The sequence below is a fragment of the Gordonia amarae NBRC 15530 genome (assembly GCF_000241345.1).
Lineage (GTDB): Bacteria > Actinomycetota > Actinomycetes > Mycobacteriales > Mycobacteriaceae > Gordonia > Gordonia amarae.
The window spans coordinates 21,873-46,663 of record NZ_BAED01000056.1 but is presented as its reverse complement, the minus strand read 5'-3'; the positions used below and the strand labels follow the sequence as shown (position 1 = coordinate 46,663).

General features: G+C 69.9%; 8 protein-coding genes. 6 read left to right on the top strand and 2 right to left on the bottom strand.

Annotated features, from left to right (window positions below):
* Window positions 1-58: 58 nt before the first annotated feature.
* Together GOAMR_RS15735 and GOAMR_RS15730 are read left to right on the top strand one after the other, a co-directional pair.
* Window positions 59-17,536 (top strand): non-ribosomal peptide synthetase, encoded by a 17,478-nt coding sequence (locus GOAMR_RS15735; protein ID WP_005189922.1) that lies wholly within the window; start codon window positions 59-61, stop codon window positions 17,534-17,536.
* Entirely contained in the window at window positions 17,533-18,435 is a 903-nt protein-coding gene (locus tag GOAMR_RS15730) for a glycosyltransferase family 2 protein (RefSeq protein WP_005189918.1), read from the top strand. Before GOAMR_RS15735 ends, GOAMR_RS15730 begins: the two co-directional genes overlap by 4 nt.
* Before the next feature lie 7 nt (window positions 18,436-18,442).
* Here the strand turns inward: GOAMR_RS15730 and GOAMR_RS15725 are convergent, their stop codons facing one another.
* Window positions 18,443-19,270, bottom strand: a complete 828-nt coding sequence (locus GOAMR_RS15725) for a class I SAM-dependent methyltransferase (RefSeq protein WP_005189915.1) — start codon at window positions 19,268-19,270, stop codon at window positions 18,443-18,445.
* A 271-nt stretch (window positions 19,271-19,541) separates the two neighbouring features.
* Here GOAMR_RS15725 and rpsA point away from each other — a divergent pair, with 271 nt between their 5' ends.
* The 4 genes from rpsA (at window position 19,542) to coaE (ending at window position 24,228) form a co-directional block, all read left to right on the top strand.
* A complete protein-coding gene (gene rpsA, locus GOAMR_RS15720) occupies window positions 19,542-21,017 on the top strand; it encodes a 30S ribosomal protein S1 (RefSeq protein WP_005189913.1) in 1,476 nt (491 codons plus the stop codon).
* 145 nt (window positions 21,018-21,162) lie between these two features.
* Window positions 21,163-21,930: a YdcF family protein gene (locus tag GOAMR_RS15715; RefSeq protein WP_005189910.1), complete on the top strand. Its 768-nt coding sequence runs from the start codon at window positions 21,163-21,165 to the stop codon at window positions 21,928-21,930.
* 87 nt (window positions 21,931-22,017) lie between these two features.
* Window positions 22,018-23,247 carry a zinc metallochaperone AztD gene (aztD, locus tag GOAMR_RS15710; protein WP_005189907.1) on the top strand — a complete coding sequence of 410 codons (1,230 nt, stop codon included), beginning with the start codon at window positions 22,018-22,020 and terminating at the stop codon, window positions 23,245-23,247.
* A 75-nt stretch (window positions 23,248-23,322) separates the two neighbouring features.
* Complete coding sequence (coaE, locus tag GOAMR_RS15705) at window positions 23,323-24,228, top strand: dephospho-CoA kinase (RefSeq protein WP_005189904.1); 906 nt, start codon at window positions 23,323-23,325, stop codon at window positions 24,226-24,228.
* Between the two features lie 4 nt (window positions 24,229-24,232).
* On the opposite strand, the gene GOAMR_RS15700 is transcribed toward coaE, so the two are convergent.
* Complete coding sequence (locus GOAMR_RS15700; protein WP_040515509.1) at window positions 24,233-24,766, bottom strand: ribonuclease FAU-1 family protein; 534 nt, start codon at window positions 24,764-24,766, stop codon at window positions 24,233-24,235.
* Window positions 24,767-24,791 lie beyond the last annotated feature (25 nt).

Below are 24,791 nucleotides of genomic sequence, written 5' to 3'. Positions count from 1 at the left end.
CGTGGGTCGACCTCAGCTCAGGCCCGCCCCGAGAATCTGTTGGGATGGCTGAACCGCTTTGACCGTCAACGAGCTCGGCGCGCAGTCTCAGGCCGGGTCTCTGCCCGCCGACGTGGCCCTCGCCGCTGACCGGATCGTCCCGCTGTCGGCGGCGCAACGCAGCATCTGGTTCGCCCAGCAGCTCGCACCCGACACGGCGTTCTCTATCGCCCAGTACGTCGATGTCGACGGTGACCTCGACACCGCGCTGTTCACCGCGGTCGGACAGCAGGTGGCCCGGGAGTTCGGGGCGGCCATGGTCCGCCTCATCGACCCGCCCGACCCGGACAGCCGCTGTGGGGGCGGACACGGCCCGGACCCCGCCGGTGCGCCGGTGCAACTGATCGACGATTCGTTGCGCGACGAGATGACTCACCTGGACCTGCGTGCCGAGCCCCACCCGGAGTCCGCGGCCCGCGCCTGGATGGACGCCGAGTTCCGCCGCCCGCTCAACCTGTACGCCGACCGGCTGATCGAATCGGCCACCCTGCGCATCGCCGACCGCCGCTGGTTCTGGTACACGCGGGTCCACCACATCCTGCTCGACGGCTACGGGGCGACGGCCTTCGCCGAGCGGGTGGCGCAGGTCTACTCGGCACGCATCCTCGGTACCGAGGTGGAGCCCTCGCGTGCGGGCAGCCTGGCCGACCTGCACGCGGATGACCTCACCTACCGGTCGTCGACCAGATTCGAGCGGGACCGTGAGTACTGGTCGGGGCAGCTCACGGATCTGCCCGCACCGATCCGGCTGGGCGGTCCGTCCGGGGCAGGTGGGGCCGCGCATCGCGTGGGCGCCGATCTCGACGAGCCGCTGCAACGGGCGGTGCGGGATTTCTGCGCGGCCAACGACGTCACCGTCGCCGCCGTTGCCGTCGCCGCGACAGCCCTGTACCTGGCCCGCATGAGCGGACGTGACGAGGTGGTCCTGAGCCTCCCGGTGTCGGCGCGCACCAACGCGCTGCTGCGCCGCTCCGGCGGCATGGTCTCCAATGTGGTGCCGATCCGCGCGACGATCGGTGCGGACACCACCGTCGCGCAGTTCCTGGCCCAGATCACCGCCGAGTTGAGCGGCGCACTGCGTCATCAACGGTTCCGCTTCGAGGACATGACCCGGTCGTCGGACGGGTCGGCCGGGGGGCGCGGATTCTTCGGGCCCGCGGTCAACATCATGATGTTCCGGGGCGAGACCCGGCTCGGACACAGCACCGGCCGCGGCTACGTGCTGAGTACCGGCCCCACCGACGACATGGCCTTTACCGTGTACACCGGCGGTGGCGACCTGCGCATCGACATCGAGGCCAACGGGGCGGCGTACTCGGCGGCCGGCGCCACCGCGCATCACCTGCGGCTGTGCACCGTGCTCGCCGCACTCGTCGGGGCGCCCGCCGACGCGCGGGTGGCACGGCTTGACGTCGTCGCCGCCGAGCAGCGTGCGCTGCTGGTCCCGGCCCGTGGACCCGTCGCCGCGACAGCCGAACCCGTGCCCGATCTGCTCGCGCGCGTGCGCGCGGCCTGTCCGGAAGCGACGGCCCTGATCGGCGATGAGACCGCGCTGCGGTACGACGAGCTCGCCGAACGCGTGAACCGGCTGGCCCGGGTGTTCATCGCTCACGGGATGGGGCCGGGTGAGCGGGTCGCGGTTCTGCTGCCGCGCGGCATCAGTTCCGTGACCGCCACCCTCGCCGTGTTCGCCACGGGCGCGACCTTTGTGCCCATCGACCCGGCGCTTCCCGACGATCGCATCGCGTACCTCCTCGACGACAGCGGGGCGGTTTTCGGTGTCACCGGCCCAGGAGGCCGCGAGCGGCTCACCGCGTTGTCCGGCCCGTCGTCCACGCGGTGGCTGCAGCTCGACGATGCGGCACTGATCGCCGAGTACCGGGCGGCCGCGCCCGATGCGGTGACCGACACCGACCGGAACAGGCCCCTCACCACCGCCGACGCCGCGTACCTCATCTACACGTCTGGGTCGACGGGGCTTCCCAAGGGGGTCGTGGTGTCCCATCGGGGACTGGCGTCGTTCTCCGCCGAACAGATCCGGCGGTACGGTCTCGGACCGGGCTCGCGCACAGTACATTTCGCCTCCCCGAGTTTCGACGCGGCGATCCTCGAACTCCTCCTGGCCTTCGCGTCCGGGGCGACGCTGGTCGTGGTGCCGTCGTGGGTGTACGGCGGCGACGAACTCGCGAGGATCCTGCGTGCCGAACGCATCACTCATCTGTTCCTGACCCCGGCTGCTCTCGCCTCGGTACCTCGGGACGATCTGCCCGACCTCGGCACGGTCATCGTCGGCGGCGAGGCCTGCCCGCCTGACCTGGTGGCACGCTGGGCGCGAGAGCGGTTGATGTTCAACGCCTACGGGCCCACCGAGGCGACCGTGATGGCGACCCTCGCGGGGCCGCTGAGACCGGGCGCTGAGCCGGGGGAGCGTGACGTGCCGATCGGGGCACCCATCACCGGCACCACCGCCGTCGTGCTCGATCACCGGCTGTTGCCCGTGCCGGTCGGTGCCACCGGTGAGCTGTACCTGGGTGGCGCCGGCATCGCCACCGGCTATCACCGCAGGCAATCCCTCACCGCGACAAGGTTTGTCGCCGACCCGTATGGACCACCCGGTGCGGTGATGTACCGCACCGGGGATCTGGTCGCCTGGCGGGCCGACGGCATGCTCGCCTATCGGGGCCGCGCCGACCGGCAGATCAAGATCCGCGGCTTCCGCATCGAGCCGGGTGAGGTCGACGCCGCGATCGCGGCCGTCCCCGGGGTCGGTGCCGCGCTCACCGAACCGCAGGTGGTGACCGGTCCACACGGCGGACCGCGGACCGTACTGGTCGGGTACTTCACGGGAACCGCGGACCCGGACGAGATCGGCGACAGGCTACGCGCGGTGCTGCCCTCGCACATGGTGCCGTCGGCCCTGGTGCAGCTCGACGAGATCCCGCTGACCTCCTCGGGCAAGGTCGATCGTGACGCCCTACCCGTGCCCGAGGTTCGTGCGGCGCCGTACGAGGCGCCGCGGTCCCCGGAGGAGGCGGTGGTCGCCGCGGCCTTCGCCGGCTGTGTGAGTGCCGAGCGCGTCGGCCGGGACGACGACTTCTTCGCACTGGGCGGGGACTCGCTCGCGGCGACCCGGCTCGTCGCCGAACTCGCCGAGCGATTCGGCACCGACATCCCGGTCCGCTGGGTGTTCGAGTCGCCCACGGTGGCCGCGCTGGCGCGGCGCCTGGACGAACCGGTCGTCCGCCGGGTGCCGGCATTGCGGCACAACACCTCCGACGACGATGCCGTGCCGGTGTCACCGCAGCAGAAGCGTATGTGGATCATCAACCGGTTCGACACCGACTCGACCGTGTTCCACATCCCGTTCGCGCTGCGCCTGCGCGGTGCACTCGACGTTCCGGCGCTCGCGTCCGCGGTCACCGATGTGCTCGACCGTCACGAGACGTTGCGCACGGTGTATCCGGACAGCCCGGAGGGTCCGGTCCAGCAGGTGGTGCCCGTCGCGCTGCTGCACCAGCTGACCGATGCGGTGCGGACACCGGAAGCCGTTGCGGCCGAAGCTGTCACCCATCGCATCGAAGAACTCGCCGCGACTGGTTTCGATGTCTCGGCGCAGGTGCCGCTGACGGTGACGCTTCTGCGCGTCTCCGAGGACGAGCATGTACTGGTGTGCGTGGTTCACCACATCGCCGCGGACGGTTCGTCGTCGGCGCCGCTGGCCCGGGACCTCGCGGAGGCCTACACCGCCCGGCGCAGGGGCGCCGCGCCCGGCTGGGCACCGCTGCCGGTGACCTACCGCGACTACACCCGCTGGCACCACGAGCTGATGGGAGATGAGGCCGATCCGGACTCGGTATCGGCTGTGCAGCTGAGGTATTGGCGCGAACGGCTCGACCGGTTGCCTGATCTGCCGGCGCTGCCGACAGACCGGCCGCGGCGGGCCGCCGCCGGTGGCTGCGGCGGCGTCGTCTCGTCGTCCCTCCCACCCGGCGTCGTGGAGCGGATACGCACCGTCGCAGTGGCGACGGGCACGACACCGTTCATGGTGGCGCACGCGGCGCTGGCGGTGGTCCTGGCCCGGTTGTCCGGGACAACCGACATCGCAGTCGGCACCCCGGTCGCCGGGCGCGGGCAGCGGCCGCTGCCGGACCTGGTGGGCATGTTCGCCGGAACCCTGGTGCTGCGCACGGAGGTTCGCGGTGAGCAGAGTTTCGCCGCACTGCTGGCGGATGTGCGCGAGGTGGATCTCGGCGCGTTCGAGAACGCCGACTTCCCGTTCGACAGACTGGTCGACCTGATGAGACCGCGGCGTTCCGCGGCCCACCATCCGCTCTTCCAGGTGGGCTTCTCCTACCAGAACATCAGCCTTGGACACTTCACCCTTGACGGACTCGATGTGGAGGTCATCGAACCCGAACTCGGCGTCGCCAAGTCGGACCTGCACCTGACCCTCGTCGACGACGGTGGTTCCGGCCCGATGGCGGTGCGCTGGGACTACGACCGGGATCTGTTCGACCACAGCACCATCGAGCGCTGGCACACCCTGTGGTCGGGCGTGCTGGCCGCCGCCCTCGACGCGGTCGACACCCCGGTGGGCGACCTCGCCGCCGGAGCGGACGGTGCCGGTGCGGTCACGGGGCCGGTGAGCGGACGTGCCGACCGGACCCTCACCGGGCTCCTCGAATCCGCGTTCGCCGCGTACCCCGACCACGAGGCGCTGTGGGTCGATGCCACGTCGTCGGCACTCTCCTACGGACAGCTCCACAGCCGGGTCACCGCACTTGCCCGCACGCTCATCGCCACCGGTGTGGGCCCCGAGACCAGGGTGGCCGTGGCCGTCGAACGGTCCGCCGAACTGATCGAGGGAGTGCTCGCGGTCCTCGTCGCCGGTGGTGCCTACGTGCCCGTCGACCCGGCCGCACCGCCCGAACGTAACCGGCTCGTCCTCGAGTCGGCGCGTCCTGCGCTGGTGCTCGTCGCCGGGGGCGTTCCCGACGGCCTGCGCTGCGACGGGATTGCCGTGTACGACATGACCGCCGGAGGTCAGGTGGTAGCCGGCGGACGCGTCACCGACGCCGACAGGCGCGCACCGCTGTGGCCGTCGAACACCGCGTACGTGATCTACACCTCCGGGTCCACTGGCACCCCGAAGGGAGTGGCGGTCTCCCACGCCGCGATCGCCGCCCAACTATCGTGGAAGACCGGGGCTTTCCCGCTCGGCACCGACGACACGCTGGTCCTCAAGACCGACCTGACCTTCGACCTGTCGGTGTGGGAACTGTTCTGGCCGTTGATCAGTGGCGCCCGGCTGGTTCTCGCCGCACCCGGTGCGCAGCGCGATCCGCGCGAACTGGCGGGGCTGATGGCACGGACCGGCACCACCGCGGCACATTTCGTGCCGTCGCTGCTCGACGCGTACCTCGACGCGCTCGACGATCTGCGTGCCCTCGACAACCAGCCACTGTCGCCGCGGCTCGACCGGGTGCTGTGCATCGGTGAAGCCCTCACCCCGGCCACCGCCGCACGTGCGGCGCGGACGCTCGGGGCGCGGGTGTTCAACCTCTACGGGCCCACCGAGGCCGCGGTCGGCATCACCTGCCACGAGTGGACGGCCGGCGGCCCGGAGAGCGCCACGGTGCCCATCGGCGTCCCCGTCGACGACTCGGTGACCGTGATCCTTGATGCCCGGCTGCATCCGGTGCCCGCCGGTGTGGTGGGCGAGCTGTATCTGGGCGGAGTGCAACTGGCCACCGCCTACGAGGGACGGCGGGACCTGACCGCCACCCGGTTCGTGGCCCGGCCAGGTGGGACGGGCGACCGGCTGTACCGGACCGGTGACCTCGCCCGGGTGCGCCCCGACGGACAGATCGAATTCCTGGGCCGCAACGATTTCCAGGTCAAGATCCGCGGCCGGCGGATCGAGCTGGGGGAGATCGAGTCGGCGCTGGCCGCCGACGAACGGGTCGCCTCGGCCGCGGTCACCGCGCACGACGACCTGCTGACCGCGTATCTGGTGCCGTTCTCCCCGGAGGCCGGCTGGGACGCCGATACGGTCCTGCGGGATCTGGCCTCGCGGTTGCCCGCGTACATGGTCCCGGGCGTGGTTGTCACCCTTGCGGAGCTGCCCCGCGGGATCCACGGCAAGGTGGACCGTGGTGCGCTGCCCGAACCGCACCGTCCCGGCCGCGAGTATGTGGCGCCCCGCACGGCCACCGAACGCGCTCTCGTCGACCTCCTCGGCGACCTGCTGCCCGGCACGGACACGCATGAGGATCTGGGGATCCGGGACGACTTCTTCGACGCCGGGGGCAACTCACTGCTGGCCGCCCGGTTGTCCGCACGTATCGAGGACGTCTTCGGTGTGCGGGTTCCGGTGCGAGTGGTCTTCGACACCCCGGTTGTCGGCGACCTCGCGCGCCGTATCGAGGACGCCCACGCCACCGACCGTCCCCGGCTGATGGCACAGCAACGGCCCGAACGCATTCCGCTGTCGCGGCCACAGCAGCGGATGTGGCTGCTCGACCAGCTCGACCCCGGCTCCGCCGCCTACAACCTCCCACTGGCGCTGCGCGTCGACGGGCCGGTCGACCAGGCCGCACTCACCGGTGCGCTGCGGTACCTCCTCGACAGGCACGAGAGCCTGCGCACGATCTACCCGGCCATCAACGGTGTGCCGCACCAGCGGATTCTCGGTACCGACGAGGCGCTGGCAGGTGCCGACATGGTCCTTTGCGCTTCTGGGGCCGATGCCGGGGCCCGTGACCTGACGGCGCGGATCGCGGAGATCGCCGCCGGCGGATTCGCCCTGGACACGCGGATCCCGTTGCGTGTTCACCTGATCGCACAACCGGACGGGCAGACGGTCGTGGTGGTCGTGGTGCACCACATCGTGGCCGACGGCTGGTCGGTCCGGCTCCTGTTCGGCGACCTCATCGCCGGTTACCTCGGGGCAGGCGGGAGCGCACGCCCGTTGCCCGTCCAGTACGCCGACTACACGTTGTGGCGGGCGGAACTGCTCGGTGACGTCGGACCGGTGCACGCGAGCATCGCCCACCAGCACAGGTTCTGGCGTCGCACGCTGGCCGATCTGCCGGGGCCGCTGCCGCTTCCGTTCGACCGGTCGCGGCCCGCGCATCCCACGGGCCGGGGTGCGACCGTCGAATTCGAGATCGACCCCGCGCAGGTGGCCGCGGCCGAGGCATATGGCCGCAGCCGCCGGGCCACCCTGTTTCATGTGGTGCACGCCGCGTTCGCGGTGATGTTGTCCCGGCTGTCGGGCAGCACCGACATCGTTATCGGCACACCGGTCTCGGGCCGGCCCAGCGCGGTGCTCGACGATGTGGTCGGCATGTTCGCCGAGACCGTCGTCCTGCGCACCGAGGTGAACCCGGACGCGACCGTCGCCGGGTTCGTCGACGCGGTGCGAGCCACGGATACAGCGGCACAAGATAATTCGGAAATTCCCTTCGATGTCCTGGCCGCCGAATTCGAATCAGACCCGGGTGGCGCGCATCATCCGGTGTTCCAGGTGATGCTGGCCGCCGGCGACCCGGCACCGTCCCCGATGGCCGTGGACGGTCTGACGGTGACACCCGTCGAGATCGACCTGCCCGTTGCCCGGTTCGACCTGCACCTGACCGTCGACCTGCCCGCCGACAGCACCGCCGTGGCGTCGGGAACGCGCCCGGTCCGTGGCCGATTCACTTACGCGACAGACCTGTTCGATCACGAGACGGTCGCCGCCTTCCCGGCGATGCTGAGTCACGTACTGCACGCCGTCACCATGGATCCGGGCGCGCGGCTGCACGACATCGACGTGGTGCCGGAGGAGACGAGTGCCGTCGCTCTGGCCCGCTGGTCCGCCGGGCCGGAACCCACGGTCGACCGGTGGGCCGGGACACTACCGGATATCCTGGCGGCCAACGCTTCCCGTGGGTGTTCCGCGACCGTGATGGTGGTGCGCGACGTCGACGACTCGGTCACCCTCACCATGCCGGAGTTCGGGCGCCGGGTCGCGCGCACCGCCCGGGCGTTGATCGACAGGGGAGTGGGCCCGGAATCGACGGTCGCCGTCGCGGTCGACCGCTCGGTGGACATGCTCGTCGCCCTGCACGCCGTCGTGTCGGCCGGCGGCGCCTACGTGCCGCTCGACCTCGACGACCCGCCCGTCCGCGTCGCCACCATGCTCGACGTCGTCGACCCGGTCGTCGTCATCGCACCGGACCGGGCAGCGGCGATCCTGCCGCCGCGCTATGCCGACGATCTGTTCGCACCCGATGCCCGGCACGCCGATCGCGACGACGCGGTGATCTCCGACCACGACCGCCTCACCCCGCTGCATCCCGGACATCCCGCGTATGTGCTCTTCACCTCGGGGTCGACGGGGGTACCCAAGGCGGTGACCGTCAGTCACGAGGCGATCGTCAACCGCCTGGTATGGATGCAGGCACAGTACGCGATCGGCGCCGCCGACACCGTCCTGCAGAAGACACCCATCACTTTCGACGTATCGGTGTGGGAGCTGTTCTGGCCGTTCATCTCCGGGGCGTCGGTCGTCCTCGCCGCACCCGGCGCCCACCGGGATCCGCAGGCGCTGGCCGCGCTCATCGCCGAGCGGCGGATCTCGGTCGTCCACTTCGTCCCCACCATGCTCGACGCGTTCTTCGGCGCCACTGTCGACGCCGACCTGACGCCGCTGCGTCTGGTGTTCACCAGCGGCGAGGCACTAGGCGCGCCGGCGGCGGCCGCCGTGTTGGACCGTACCGACGCCCGGTTGCACAACCTGTACGGGCCGACCGAGGCCGCCGTGGATGTGACCGCTCAGCCGGTCGGGAGGGCGGAGGTCGACGGGCCGTCGATCCCCATCGGACGTCCCGCCTCCGGCAATCAGGTGTACGTGCTGGACCGGCGCCTGCGGCCGGTGGTGGCCGGGGTGATCGGCGAACTGTATCTCGGCGGAGTGCAACTCGCCCGCGGCTACCACGGCAGGCCCGATCTCACCTCGGCCCGCTTCGTCGCCTCCCCCTGGGACAAGGGCGGCAGGCTGTACCGCACCGGCGACCTGGTCCGGTGGCGTCGCACATCCGGTGCCAATCCGGTCCTGGAATACCTGGGGCGCAGTGACTTTCAGGTCAAGGTCCGCGGGCAGCGGGTCGAGACCGGTGAGGTCGAGGCGGCGATCCTGTCGCACCCGGGGGTGACCGCGGCGGTGACCGTGGCCCACGACGCAGGTGCGTCCGGTAGCCAACTGATTTCCTACGTCGTCGCTGCGGATGCGGTTCCGGCGCCGTCACCGGCGGACATCCGCTCGCATGTGGCGCTGATGCTGCCCGACCACATGGTTCCCGGGCACGTCATGCTGCTCGATGAACTGCCGGTCACCACCAGCGGCAAGGTCGATCGCCGCGCGCTGCCCGCACCGGCGCACGGCCCGGACGTGATGCGGGGCGGCAGCGGAGCCGACGGCCGGACGCCCACCGAGACGGCGCTGCTCGCGATCATCCGGCCGTTGCTCGGCAACCGGTTCGGCGTCGACGACGACTTCTTCGACCTCGGTGGGAACTCGCTGATCGCGATCCGGGTGGCCGCCGGGATACTGACCGACCTCGACGTGCGGGTGCCGGTGCGTGCGATTTTCGACGCCCGCACCGTCTCGGCGCTGGCGACTGTGGTCGAGGACCTCGCCGCCGGGCCAGGGCGACCGGCCGCCGGTGCCCGGCCGGTGACCGATCGCCCCGCGTGCGCGCCGCTGTCGGCGGCTCAGCAGCAGATGTGGCTGCACAACCGCATGTTCCCGGGATCGAACGCGTTCATGATCGTCGCGCCCCTCCGGATACCCGGTCACCTCGATCAGGGGGTGCTGCGTCAGGCGATCGGCGACGTCATCGACCGGCACGAGATCCTGCGGACCAGCTACCCGGAAACCGAACACGGTCCGGTCCAGGTGGTCCGCAACCTCCACCCGGGCGACCTGTTCCCGGTTCTGACCGTCCTCGATGCCGCACCGGCCGACAGCCCGGAGGACTCGGGCGTGGGTGAGTGCGTGCGCGTGGCCCTCCACCGTCCGCTCGACCTCACCACGGATCCGCCGCTGCGCGTGGTGATCCGGCCTTCCGCCGAGGCCACCGAGGTGGCACTGGCCATCCATCACATCGCCGCCGACGGCTGGTCGCTGCGCGTGCTGGCCGACGACCTGAACCTCGCCTACATGGCCCGCGTCATGGGCACCGAGCCCGATTGGCAGCCTCTGCCGGTGCGCTACGCCGACCACATGCTGGCGAGGGCGGCGCGACTCGGCAGCGCCGCCGACCCCTCATCCGAACTCGCCGGACACCTCGAGTACTGGCGGGCGGCACTGGAGGATGCGCCCACGGAGTCCGGTCCTACCCGGGACGGTTCCGGCGGCGCTGCCGAAACATACCGGGCTCCGGTGGATTCGGCTCTGCTCACCGGTATCGACCGTATCGCGGTGCGGCACAACACCACCCGGTTCGCCGTCGTGCACGCCGCCCTCGCCGTGATGCTCAGCCGGTCCGGCGTGGGCCGGGACGTGCTCATCGGCACACCCGTCGCGGGCCGGTCCGACGGCGACGTCGCACGCCTCGTCGGCATGTTCGTCACCATGGTGGCGCTGCGTTCGGACGTCGACCCGCTGCGCGGCTTCGGTGATCTCGTCGCGCGCTCGCGGGACACGATCCTCGACGGCCTCGACCATTCGGCCGTCGACGTCGAGGAGGTGATCGACCACCTCGGGATCACCCGCGACGGAACGCGGCACCCGCTCATCGGCGTCACCCTCACCGTCGACACCGGTGAGTATCCGGCCGCCGGCGATGGTGCCGCGGCACTGGCCGCGTCGGCGGCCCGCATCGACCTGCCCGTCGCCAGATTCGATCTGGAGTTCTCGCTCGTGCCCGCCGCCGACGGGGGAGCCGAGCTGACCGTCCTGCACCGGCCGGAGGCCTACAGCAGCGCCACCGCCGCGATACTTCTCGGCAGACTCGGGCACGTTCTGCGTACCGTCGTCGCGAATCCCGGTGTGGCGCTACGTAAACTGGACCTGCTGACGGGCACCGAACATGCCGCGGTGGCCGCGCTGTCGGGTCCACCGCCCGCGGGGCCGCGGTTCCTCGACCAGGTGCTGTCCACACCCGGTTACCAGGTGGTGGGTCCCGACGCGACCGGTCGGCGGACCCGGTGGGATCACCACACCTTCATCGCATACAGCGATCGGCTCGCCCGCACCCTGCGGGAACGGGGCGCCTGCCCGGAAGGGGTTGTGGCGCTGTGTATGAGCCGGTCAGTGGAATCGGTGGCGGCGATGCGGGCGGTGGCGATGACGGGGGCCGCATTCGTACCCGTCGACCCCACGTACCCGGCCGACCGGATCGCCTTCATGATCGCGGACTCGGGGGCGCGGATCGTCGTCACCACCGCCGCCGATCGTGAGCGGTTGGACGGTGCCGAGGCCACCGCGGCGGCCGGAGCGATCGACGCCGACGACCCGGACCTGTACGCGGCGACGACCCCAGCCGGTCCCGTTGATACGCAGGTGGTCCGGCACCTCGATCAGCTCGCCTATCTCATCTACACCTCCGGGTCGACCGGCACCCCGAAGGCCGTTGCCGTCACGCATCGCGGCATCGCCTCATTCGTGGCCGAGCAACGCCGCTACGGGGTGGCCGCCGGCAGCAGGGTGCTGCATTTCGCCTCACCCAGCTTCGACGCGGCGCTCCTGGAGATCCTCCTCGCCGCCGACGCCGGGGCCACCACCGTCGTCGCGCCGCCGACGCTCTACGGGGCCGACGACCTCGCCGGGCTGCTGCGGGACGAGGCGGTCACGCATGCGTTCCTGACTCCCGGGGTAATGGAGACGATCACGCCCGCACCGTCGGCCGCCGATCCGCTGCCCGAGCTGGGCACGTTCATCGTGGGCGGCGACGCGTGCGCACCGACCGTCGCCGGGCGCTGGATCGGCTTGGGCAAGAGGTTCTTCAACGCCTTCGGCCCCACCGAGACCACCATCATGGCCACGCTCGCCGGGCCGCTCACCGCCGCCGACACCGCCCCGATGCTGATCGGGCCGGGCGTCACCGGCGCCCGCATTCAGGTACTCGACGAGTCGCTGGCAACGCAGCCGGCCGGCGTCGCCGGGGAGCTGTACGTGGCCGGCCCCGGGTTGGCCCGCGGCTACCACGGCCGGGCGGCGCTCACGGCCGCCACGTTCGTCGCCGACCCCGACGGACCGCCCGGGTCGCGCCGCTACCGCACCGGCGACCTGGTGCGTGCGATCACCGACGATGCCGGTGCCCCTGCGCTGACCCACCAGGGCCGCGCCGACCGGCAGCTCAAGATCCGCGGACATCGCGTCGAAGCCGGTGAGATCGAGGCGATCCTGCGTTCGGATCCCCGTATCGGCGGCGCGATCGTCACCACGGCGACCGGCCCGGACGGGACGGCAGCCCTCGTCGCATACGTGGTACCGGCCCCCACCGCACCGGACACGCTCGACGTGACCGCGTTGCGGACCGACCTGCGCGGCAGGCTGCCCGGGTACGCCGTGCCGTCGGCGATTATGGTGCTCGGTGCCATCCCGCTCACCACGTCCGGCAAAGTGGACCAGCGCGCCCTGCCCGCGCCGGTGTTCGGTGAAACCGGTTATGTCGCACCGGAATCAGCTCTGGAACAGCTGGTGGCGCAGGTGTTCGCCGAAGTGCTGCACTGCGACCGGGTCGGTGTGCACGACAACTTCTTCGACGCCGGTGGCACATCGCTGTCCGCGGCCACCGCGGTCGCCCGGCTGCGGTCGCAGGCCGGGCGCGAACTGTCGGTGCCCGACCTGTTCGATGCCCCGACCGTTGCCGGACTCGCCGCGGTGCTGGATCGGGCGGCCGCACCGGCCGGACCCGCGCCCGGGGACCTGCCGCGCCCGGACCGGATTCCGCTTTCCCCGGCGCAGCAGCGGATGTGGTTCCTCAACCGATTCGACCCGAGCGCGCTCACCGAGAACATCCCGCTGGTCCTGCGCATCACCGGTGACCTCGACGTCGTCGCGTTCAGCGCCGCACTGCATACGCTCGTCGTGCGGCACGAGTCGTTGCGCACCATCTATCCGGACTCGCCGCAAGGACCGTTCCAGGAGATCATCCCGGCCGCCGACGCGGCGCTCGAACTCGCCGTGACCGACGTCGGGCACACCTCGATGGACGCCGCCATCAGGGCGGTCACCTCCGTCGTCTTCGACGTCACCGCCGAGATACCGGTGCGTGCGGCCCTGCTCCGCGACAGCGACACCCGCAGCCACGTGTTCGTACTGGTGCTGCACCACATCTGCGCCGACGGTCTGTCGGTGGTGACGCTCGCCGCGCAGCTCGCCGACGCGTACGGCGCACTGCTGTCCGGCCGTGAACCCGACCGCACCCCGGTTCCGGTGCAGTACGCCGACTTCGCCGTCTGGCAGTGCGGACGCCTCGATGATCCGGACGGCCCCGCCACCCGGGAACTCGCGCAGTGGCGTGACCGACTCGACGGCGCACCGCCCGTCATCGACCTGCCCACGGACCGACCGCGTCCCGCCGAACCGAGCGGTGCCGGACGGCGCATCGACTTCCACGTCGACCAGGCGTTGTGGGCGCGCGTCACCGACTTCGCCGGACGGCGCGGCGTCACCCCGTTCATGGTGGCGCACACTGCGCTCGCGGTCCTGCTCGGCAGGATCGGCGACAACCACGATGTGGTGATCGGCACACCCATCGCCGGCCGCGACCAGGCGCGGCTCGAAGGGGTGGTCGGCATGTTCGTCAATATGCTGGCCTTGCGCACCCGGATCGATCCCGGGGCGACGGGCGAGGAGTCGCTCGCGGAGGCACGGGCCGCCGCGCTGCACGGCTTCGCCCATGCGTCGGTACCGTTCGACCGGATCGTCGAGGGGCTCGACCTGCCCCGTACCGCGGCCCATCACCCCGTTTTCCAGGTGGCGTTCTCTTTCCAGAATCTGGGGCCGGTCACCATGACGCTGCCGGGGGCCGAGGTCGAGGTCATCGACGACGACCTGCTCATCGCGGAATTCGACCTACATCTCACCCTCGCCGAGACCTTCCCGGCCGCAGCCGATTCCACCGGGGTCATGGGCCAGCTCGTCTACGCCACCGACCTGTTCGACAACTCGACGGCGACGGACCTGACCGAACGCTACGTGCGGCTGCTCGGCGCGCTCATCGAGTTCCCGGACCGTCCCGTCGGCGATCTGCCGCTGCTCGGACCCGGCGAACTCGCCCGGCTGTCGATGAGCGCACCGCCGGCACAGCACACCGAGACCGGTCTGGCCGACGGATTCCACGCGCAGGCGCGGCGCACGCCGGACGCCGATGCGCTGGTCACCACCGACGGCGTGCTCAGTTACCGCGAACTGGCGCGGCGCGTCACCGACCTGGCCGCTGTGCTCGCCGGTCACGGCGCCGGACCGGACGTCCGGGTGGCGATCACCGCACCTCGCGGCCTGCACCAGATCGTCGCGATGTACGCGGTCGCCACCGCGGGAGCGGCCTACGTCCCGGTCGACCTGACCGCGGGGGAACGCGCGACGATGATCCTCGACGCCGCCGACCCCGCGCTTGTCCTCGGTACCGGCGCAGCGCCGATCAGGGACCGGCCGTACCTCGACCTGACAGCTGTGCCCCACCCCGCGCCGCCCGTGCCGGCGTGGCGTCCCCGCCCGGACAACTCCGCCTACGTCCTGTACACGTCCGGCTCGACCGGCGTGCCCAAGGGCGTCGACGTGTCCGTCGGAGCCGTCACCGAACAACTGCGGTGGATGCAGCGGCGTTACCCGATGGGTGCGGGCGACACCGTCATCCTCAAGACGCCGGCCGGATTCGACCTGTCGGTATGGGAGTACTGGTGGCCGCTGCGCACCGGCGCCCGGATCGTCGTCGCCGAACCCGGTGCCGAACGCGACGGCCGGGCCCTGCTCGACACCCTCGCCCGGCACCGGGTGAGCGTGTTGCCGACGGTACCGTCGGGCCTGGCCATGCTCCTCGACGCCGGTGACGACAGGCTCTCCGGCACCTTGCGCACTGTGCTGTGTATCGGTGAGGAACTACCCGCCGAACTCGTCGCCAGATTCCGGCCGGCCGCACCGGATACGTTGCTGCACAACCTGTACGGACCCACCGAGGCGGCGGTGAGCGTCACCGGCCACGAGGTGGGTGAGCCTGGCGGCCGGGTGCCGATCGGTGCCGCACAACCATCGGTGGCGATCCGGGTGCTCGATTCCCGGCTGCGCCAGGTGCCAGACGGCGTCGCCGGCGAACTGTACGTGTCGGGGGTACAGGTGGCCCGTGGCTACCACGGCGACCCGGCGCGCACGGCGCTGTCGTTCGTGACCGACCCTGTCGACGGCTCCCGCATGTACCGCACGGGCGACCTGGTGCGACGGCTGCGCGACGGTAACCTCGTCTACCTCGGCCGCACGGACCATCAGCTCAAGATCCGCGGTTTCCGGATCGAACCCGGCGAGATCGAGGCCGTCCTGCGGCGGAGCGCAGGCGTCGCCGATGCCGTGGTCATCGCAGTGTCCCGGGAAGGAGATGCCGCGGCCGGAACGCCCGATCGGCTGATCGGATTCGTCACCGCCGCAACCGGATCCGGACACGCTGGGCTGGCCGAGGCCGTGACCCGCGAGGCGGCCCGGAAGCTGCCCGGTTACCTTCGTCCCGAAGTCCACGTGCTCGACGAACTGCCGTACAACGCCAACGGCAAGGTCGACAGGTCGCGGCTGCCGCGACCGAAGCCCGTGCAGCGGCAGTACGTCGCACCCGCCACCGACCTCGAACGGCTGGTGGTGGACGCCGTGACGGAGGTGGTCGGGGCCACCTCGAACTCCGTCCGGGTCGGCCTGGCCGACAACTTCTTCGCCCTCGGCGGCAACTCGCTGTCGGCGACCCGCCTCGCCGCCCGGCTGGAACGCGATCTGAACTGCCAGATCCCGGTCCGCGTGTTCTTCGACGCCGTCGACGTCGCGGACGTCGCCGCCCGGATCGCCGCCCTCGCCGGCACCGGCGGCGCCAGCGGCGCCGGCGGCCGGACCGTACCGCCCCTGGTGCGGACCGGGGACGACGACCCCGCACCGCTTGCGCCCGCGCAACGACGGCTATGGGAGTCGGTGCGCGCGGGGTCGGGCGGCGACTGGAACGTGCCGATGGCGATCAGGTTCACCGGCGGTCTCGACATCGGTGCGGTCGAGGTGGCCGTGGCGGACCTGGTGGAGCGGCACGAGTCGCTACGCACCCGCTACCGCGACACCCCCGACGGGGTCCGGCTGATCGTCGTTCCCGCCGCGACCGTCGCCGAATCGCTGCGCGGTGCGCTCACCCCGGTCGACGTCGCAGCGGACGATCTGCCGGCCGCGCTGACCGCGGCCGCATCGATACCGCTCGACGTGGTGAACGGGGTGCCGATCGGTCTGCGGCTGCTGCGGCTGCTGCCGGATGTCCACATTCTCGTGCTCGTGGTCCATCATCTGAGCTTCGACGGCCAGTCGATGGCACCGCTGGCCCGTGACGTCCTCATGGCCTACACCGCGCGCCGCGACGGCGGGGTGCCGGAACTGCCCGAGCCCGAGGTCACCTTCGCCGACTACGCCAGGTGGCGCACCGGCATCCTCGGTGCCCCAGGAGCCCGCACCGACGAGTTCGAGCGGCAACTCGCGCACTGGACGGGCATCTTCGGAGACGGCGCGGGCGCCCTCGCACCGTGGACGCCGCTGCCCACGGACCGGGCGCGGCCGGCGGTGTGGAACGCGGAGGGCGCGACGGTGCGGTTCCGTATCGGTGAGAATCTGCACGCCGCCATCGACGGCTACGCGCGGACCCGGTCGGTCAGCGTGTTCGCCGTCCTGCAGGCAGCCTTCGGTGTCGTTCTCGCCGAACGCACCGGCGACTCCGACGTCCACCTCGCCACCTCCAACGGAAACCGGACCCATCCGGCACTCGACGGTGTCGTCGGCAACTTCTCCGAGGAGATACCGATGCGGCTCGATGTGTCCGGTCCGCGGCCGTTCGTCGACGTGGTGTACGACGTGCGAGACCAACTGCTCGGCGGTCTCGCGCACCCCGACATCTCGATCCCCGACCTGATCGACGCGTTCGGGCTGGTCCGAGACAACGCCGGGTCGGTCGGGCATCCGGTCTTCTCGTCGACGCTCATCCTGCAGCAGGCCGAGGCCGGCGACGCCGGGGTGGCCGAGCTCGACCTCGGTGACGTGCGCATCGCCCGCGAGACGGTGCCGTCGACGACCGCCCGGCATGACCTGGAGTTCACCCTGCTCGAGCTACGCGACGCCGATCGGCCGGCCGGGATCGAGGGCACCGTCATCTATCCGGTCGCCCTGTTCGACCGGACGAGCGTCGAGCCGCTGCCGCAGCGCCTGCTGGAGGTGCTCGCGGCGGCCATGAGCCCCGGCGACCCCACGGTGGCCGACGTCCGGGGGACGCGGTGACCGCCGGCAGCGCGACGCCGGCCAATGGCGCGCTGACGGGAATCTCCGTGGTGATCGCCTACTACCGCGGGCTGCCGGACCTCGACGCTCAGCTCGACGCCCTGTCGGCACAGGACTTCAGCGGGGCGTTCGAGGTGATCGTCAGCGACAACGAGGGCAGCGACGAACTGCGCGAGCACATCGAGGCGTATCCGCTGCGTACCCGGCTCGGTCTGCGCACGGTCGACTCTTCGGCCAAGTCCGGTACCTCACACGCCCGGAACGTGGGGACCCGCAGCGCCGCGTACGATTTCATCGCCTACTGCGATCAGGACGACGCGGTGCACAGCGGCTGGCTGACGGCGATGGCCGCCGCCGCGGCGGACGCGGACCTGGTGGGCGGTCCCGTCGAGTCCGCGACCCTGAACGATCCGGTCGTCGCGTCGTGGCGGGTGCTGCCCGACCCGGACGAGCCGTTCGTCAGCGGCCGGTTTCTCCCGATGACGTTCGGCTGCAACCTCGGCATCCGCCGCGAGGTGTTCGACGCTGTCGGCGGCTGGGACGAGACCTACCCGACGGCCGGCAGCGATGTCGAATTCTGCTGGCGGGTACAGACATCCGGGTACCGCTTCGGATACGCGCGCGATGCCATGGTGGCCTACCGGTTCCGCACCGGCATGCGCGAATCCTGGCATCAGGTGGTCGACTACGGCCGCGAGGACGCCCGCGTCGCCAAACAGTACGGCGCACCCGGCCGGCAGTGGTGGTGGCTGCCCGTGCACGCCGGCGTGGTCGTCGCCCTGTGCCCGGTATGGCCGTGGGCCTGGTCGCGGCGACGGCGCGGCGAATGGGTCTGGCTCACCGGCAATCTCGTGGGCCGGCTGTGGGGCAGCATCAAGTACCGCGTCGTGTACCTGTGACGCGTAACTATCCCGGTTTATGGGAGCAGAAGATCGCGGTGCCCGGAAAGTAGTTGCCGCGCAACGGGCTCCATTGGCCCCAGGTCTCCTCGAAACCATCCGGCCACTCGGGCTCGACGATATCGTCGAGAACCAGTCCCGCCGCGACGATCTCGCGCACCCGGTCACCGATCGTCCGGTGATGCTCCACATACGTGACAATGCCGTCGTCGTCGGTCTCCCGGTACGGGGTGCGGCTGAAATAGGGGATCGACACGGTGAGGCCGGCGGGTCCGGGGTCGTCGGGGAACATCCACCGCATCGGGTGATTGACGGAGAACACCCAGCGCCCGCCCGGCCGCAGGATGCGGGTCACCTCGGCCATCACGAGCGCCGAATCGGCGACGAACGGGACCGCCCCGAACGAGGAGAACACGACATCGAACGAGGCGTCGGTGAACGGCAGTGCCTCCGCGGTGGCCTGGACCAGGGGAGTGGGCGCGTCGTCGCCGGCGATCGCGCGCAGGCCGTGCCGCAGCATCTCCCCGGAGAGGTCGAGCCCGATCACGTGTGCCCCGTGCGCGGTGAGCCAGCGGGCACACGGCGCCGAACCGCAACCCACCTCCAGAATCGTTTTGCCCTCGACCGGCCCCAGCAGGCCTGCTTCGGCCTCGGTGAGTCCCTCCGGGCACCAGCGGAACTCTCCGCCGGTGCGTGCCGCGCCGAGAAACTCGCCGTGTTCGTCGTGGTAGTCGTCGGCGTCGTGGTCCCACCACGAGCGGGACGCGCGCTCGCTGACCACCGAATCGATCTCGTCCAGGGGGCGCGGCAGGTGGGGGGATTGATCAGGGCTCATGGCAGGCTCAGTCTAGGAGCAAGGGCGAGCAGGGGCGCCGAGGTGTTCGTAGCTGTCCAATCGTCCCTGGTCGCAGCTGGTGCAGACCTCATTTGCCCAGGACAATGCGGCTGGAGTAGCCTTGAATTCGCGCGCGTACGCTTTTGCGCGTGGTTCGGAGCGTTGTCGCATCCGGTTCGGCCCGATTCGGTGGCCGGCGGACGTGGTGCGCTGTGAGCAACAATCAGACATTTCAGTACCTACTACAACCCTGTCCGGAGCAACTCAACATATGTCGTCCCCCACGATTTCCTCGCCGCAAGTAGCCGTCAACGATATCGGCTCGGCCGAGGACTTCCTCGCCGCCATCGACTCCACGATCAAGTACTTCAACGATGGCGACATCGTGGAAGGCACCATCGTCAAGGTGGACCGCGACGAGGTTCTGCTCGACATCGGTTACAAGACCGAAGGCGTCATCCCGTCCCGCGAACTGTCGATCAAGCACGACGTCGATCCTTCCGAGGTCGTCAACGTCGGTGACGAGGTCGAGGCGCTGGTCCTCACCAAGGAAGACAAAGAAGGCCGCCTGATCCTGTCCAAGAAGCGCGCTCAGTATGAGCGGGCCTGGGGCACCATCGAGGAGCTCAAGGAGAAGGACGAGGCCGTCAAGGGCACCGTCATCGAGGTCGTCAAGGGCGGCCTGATCCTCGACATCGGTCTGCGTGGCTTCCTCCCGGCATCGCTGGTGGAGATGCGTCGCGTCCGCGATCTGCAGCCGTACATCGGCAAGGAGATCGAGGCCAAGATCATCGAGCTCGACAAGAACCGCAACAACGTGGTCCTGTCGCGTCGCGCCTGGCTCGAGCAGACCCAGTCCGAGGTCCGCAGCGAGTTCCTGCACCAGCTGCAGAAGGGCCAGGTCCGCAAGGGCGTCGTGTCCTCGATCGTCAACTTCGGTGCGTTCGTCGATCTCGGCGGCGTCGACGGCCTGGTGCACGTCTCCGAGCTGTCGTGGAAGCACATCGACCACCCGTCCGAGGTTGTCGCCGTGGGCGACGAGGTCACCGTCGAGGTCCTCGACGTCGATCTCGACCGCGAGCGCGTGTCGCTGTCGCTCAAGGCCACCCAGGAAGATCCGTGGCGTCAGTTCGCCCGCACCCACGCCATCGGCCAGATCGTGCCCGGCAAGGTCACCAAGCTGGTGCCGTTCGGTGCGTTCGTCCGTGTCGACGAGGGCATCGAGGGTCTGGTCCACATCTCCGAGCTGGCCGAGCGCCACGTCGAGGTGCCGGATCAGGTCGTGTCCGTCGGTGACGACGCGATGGTCAAGGTCATCGACATCGACCTGGAGCGTCGCCGGATCTCGCTGAGCCTCAAGCAGGCCAACGAGGACTACACCGAAGAGTTCGACCCGTCGAAGTACGGCATGGCCGACAGCTACGACGAGCAGGGCAATTACATCTTCCCCGAGGGCTTCGATCCCGAGACCAACGAATGGCTCGAAGGCTTCGAAACCCAGCAGAAGGAATGGGAAGCCCGCTACGCCGAGGCTGAGCGTCGTCACAAGATGCACACCACCCAGATGGAGAAGTTCGCCGCCGCAGCCGCCGAGGCCGCCGCAGCACCGTCGGACTACTCCTCGTCCTCCTCTGAAGGTGGCCGTGGTGGATCGTCGTCGTCCTCGACCGGCGCCTCCTCCGGTGGCTCGCTGGCCAGCGACGAGCAGCTCGCCGCTCTCCGCGAGAAGCTGTCGGGCAACGCCTGATCGCCTAACCGCATAGCAACAGCGCCCCGGCTCATCTGAGCCGGGGTGCTGTTGTGTCGTGTGCCCTGTTGTCACGGATGCGGAATCCGGGGGAAGTCGCGGGAGCCCCTAGATTAGTACTGCTAAGTAACCTACCATCGGGCACATGAGTCCCTTCAACAACAATAGTCACTCCTGTAACACCCGACAGCGCTCGTTCCGGCGCCGCTTGTTCGCTGTGCCGTTGGTGGGTGCGCTGACGATCGGCGCGCTCATGGGGACGGCGGACGCCACGGCGGCGCCGTCGACCGGATCCTCGGGATCATCCTCGGGGTCCTCTGGATCGTCGACAGGATCGGCGGACCTGCTCGGCGGGCTTGTCGATCTGGTGATCGGTTCGTCGGGGGAGTCGACGGGGTCCGAGTCGACGGGATCTGCGGACGGATCGCTCGGCAGTGCCGAGATCGGCACGCCGGAGCAGCGATCGACCCGCGCGAGCCGGTACCTGTTCGCCGATCCGGCCGACCGTTACATCGTCGTACTCGGGGCCAAGATCGGCACGCTGGGCAGATTTCCGGACATCCTCCTCAAACGACTCGACCTCGCCGCCCGGCTGTCGCGCCAGAACCCGCTCAGCAAGGTGGTCGTGACCGGCGGCGACACCTGGTGGCTGCCGGTCAGCGAGGCCCAGTTCATGAACGTCGGCATGATCCGCCGCGGAGTGCCGCCCTGGCGGATGCTCAACGAGGACAAGGCCACCAGCACGGTCCAGAATGCCGACTACACGGTGCAGCTTCTCAAGAAGCGCAAGGCGACCGGGGCGGTGATCGTCACCAACGACTTCCATATGGACCGCGCCCTCAAGAACTTCCGGGACGCCGCGAAGACTCAGAAGGCCGACATGAGCTTCATTCCCGCATACGCCGGCGACTGACGGACCGCCGCGGTCCGGCGCCTGGTGCTGGGTGCGGATACCCATGCGGTGTTGACAATAATTTTCATTAAGCCGTTAACTGACCGCGTGAGAACAACACGAACACCCACCCTGTACCTGGCCGCGCTGGTCGCTGCCACCACTCTCGCGCTGTCGGCCTGCGGCTCGCCCGATTCCGATGGTGGCGAGACCTCGGCGTCGAGTCGGGTGGCAGAACAGGCCGGACCCACACCGCGTCTGGCGCTCAGTTATGACGGCGGCGTGCTGGTTCTCGACGCGACAACGCTCGAGCAGATCGCCGACATTCCGATCGACGGCTTCGTCCGGCTCAACACCGCCGCCAACGGACGCAACGTCTTCGTTTCCGCGGCAGGAGGATTCCGTGTCATCGACATGGGGACCTGGACGGTACAGCACGGCGACCATGGTCATTCCTACACCACCGCACCGAAACTCACCGAACTGCGCTTCGGCGGAGCGGAACCGGGGCACGTCGTGCCGCACGATGCCCGGATCGCCTTGTTCAGCGACGGAACCGGTGACGTCGATATCGTCGAACCCGCCGAACTGGCCGACGGCAAAGCGAAATCCACGCGGTACACCGTTCCCGAACCGCACCACGGGGTCGCGGTGTCACGGGGCGACGGCAGCCTCGTGGTCAGCGTCGGCGACGAGGACTCCCGCACCGGAGTCGCCATCATCGACCGGGACCACAAGCGGATCGCCGGGAATGATCAGTGCCCGGGCGTGCACGGAGAGGCTGCTGCCGCCGGCGGGGTGCTCGTCTTCGGCTGCGAGGACGGGCTGCTCGTCGTCGACGGCAACAACATCCGCAAGGTGGCGAGCCCGGATGCCTATGGGCGCATCGGTAATCAGGCCGGGGCGGAGAGTTCGCCGATAGTGCTGGGCGACTACAAGACCCAGAAGGATGCCAAGGCCGAACACCCGAACAGATTCACCCTGACCGACACGCGCACCGGCTCACTCCGAGTGGTGCCGTTTCCGGCGAGCTACAGCTTCCGTGGCCTCGAACGGGGACCGAATGGGGAAGCGCTGATTCTCGGCACCGACGGTGCCTTGCACCTCATCGACGCCGAGACGGGTGCCGAAACCGCGAAGATCCCGGTGATCGAACGGTGGACCGAGCCGACGCGGTGGCAGGATCCGATGCCCAACCTGTTCGTCCTCGACTCGATTGCCTACGTGAGTGATCCGGCGACCAGGACGATCCACGCCGTCGACCTCACCGAGCGCAAGCGCGTCAACCAGGCCGGACTGGACAAGCCGACCATCGAGCTCACCGGCGTGACCGGCTGACTCGACGGCGGTGGGTGAGTGGGGCGGCGGTCCCGGTTGTGACCGCTGCCTCAATCGTCTGCCAGACTGGACGACGTGATCAGAGTGGGATTGACCGGGGGTATCGGCGCGGGCAAGTCGACGGTGGCCAAGACTTTCACCGAGCGGGGCGCGTACCTCATCGACGCCGACAAGATCGCCCGCGAGGTGGTCGAACCGGGCTCGGACGGTCTGCGCCGGCTCGTGGACGCGTTCGGTCCGGAGATCCTGGGCTCCGACGGCTCGCTCGACCGGCCCGCGCTCGCGGCCCGGGTATTTTCCGACGACGAGCAGCGACAGAAACTCAATGCCGTCACGCACCCGCTGATCGGGGCGAGAACGCAGGCACTGCTTGACGCCGCACCCGCGGATGCGATTGTGGTGCAGGATATTCCGCTACTCGTGGAGAATCACTCAGCGCCGTTCTTTCACTTCGTGGTGATCGTCGGAGCCGACGAGGAACTGCGCGTACACCGGCTCACCACCTCGCGCGGCCTCGACGAGGCCGACGCACGGGCGCGGATCGCGGCGCAGGCCACCGACGACCAGCGGCGTGCCGTCGCCGACGCCTGGCTCGACAACTCCGGAACACCCGAACAACTCGCGGAGGCGGCGGCACGGCTGTGGGACGAGCGTCTGGTGCCGCTCGAGGAGGCCGTTCGGCAGGGAGCCCCGGCCGAACCGGATGCCGCGGCGGTGGCGTGGGATCCCAGCCCGGCGTCGCTGGAGACCCGCCTGACCAACCGGTTGTGGGCGCTGTGCGGCGCCAACGCCACCGCGGTCGAGGTGGCCACCAGCGGACTGGTGCCCTCGCTGCGGGTGGTGGCCAGGGATGACGACGCGGTTGCGGCGATCACCGCGGCGCTGCCTGCCGGAGGCTTCGCCGCTACGTCGCCGGGTGAGTTCGCATCGGCCGATGCGGGCAGGCCCGCGGTGATCGGCGTGGCGGTGAAGGCCGGGTAAGGCCTTACGCTCCGGGCGAGTCCAGCCAGGTCAACGGCTCACCGACCTGCGCGTTGAGCCAGTCCTGCACCTTGTGGTCATGGTCGGCGGCCCCCACCAGCGCCCGCGTCGCCACGAACACCGCCTCCTGGGCGTCGGCCGTGCTGAGCAGGCCCGCGGAACAGGCGTCGAACAACTCATCGACGTCGATCAGCTCCAGCGGCTGCGGCGGGGTGTCCACCAGGTCCAGGTACCAGTCGGTGGCGTGCCAGCGGCCCTCGTCGTCGGGGCCGTGGAAGCGGCCCACGTCGAGATACAGTCGCTGCCCGGGACGGTGACCCTCGGTGAAGTGAAAGATGTTGGCGCGCAACCCCAGTGCGGGGAGCAACCAGGTCTCGAGGTGGCTGAACTTGGCGTGATCGGCAGTGCGGGACATGTACAGGCCGTAGTCGGTCTCGCGGTACTGCTGCACCGGCCGCACGAAGCCCTTGTTGTCGGTGTTGGTCATCGCCGGTACGTCGAAGACCTCGTACTTGGGGGGATGCGGTGCCGCTGTCATGGTGGTGACAGTAGCGGGCGAATAC

Excerpts from the sequence above, each read along its gene's own strand:
- GOAMR_RS15725 (WP_005189915.1), bottom strand. The coding sequence starts at position 19,270 with ATGAGCCCTGATCAATCCCCCCACCTGCCGCGCCCCCTGGACGAGATC.
- rpsA (WP_005189913.1), top strand. The coding sequence starts at position 19,542 with ATGTCGTCCCCCACGATTTCCTCGCCGCAAGTAGCCGTCAACGATATC.
- GOAMR_RS15715 (WP_005189910.1), top strand. The coding sequence starts at position 21,163 with ATGAGTCCCTTCAACAACAATAGTCACTCCTGTAACACCCGACAGCGC.
- GOAMR_RS15700 (WP_040515509.1), bottom strand. The coding sequence starts at position 24,766 with ATGACAGCGGCACCGCATCCCCCCAAGTACGAGGTCTTCGACGTACCG.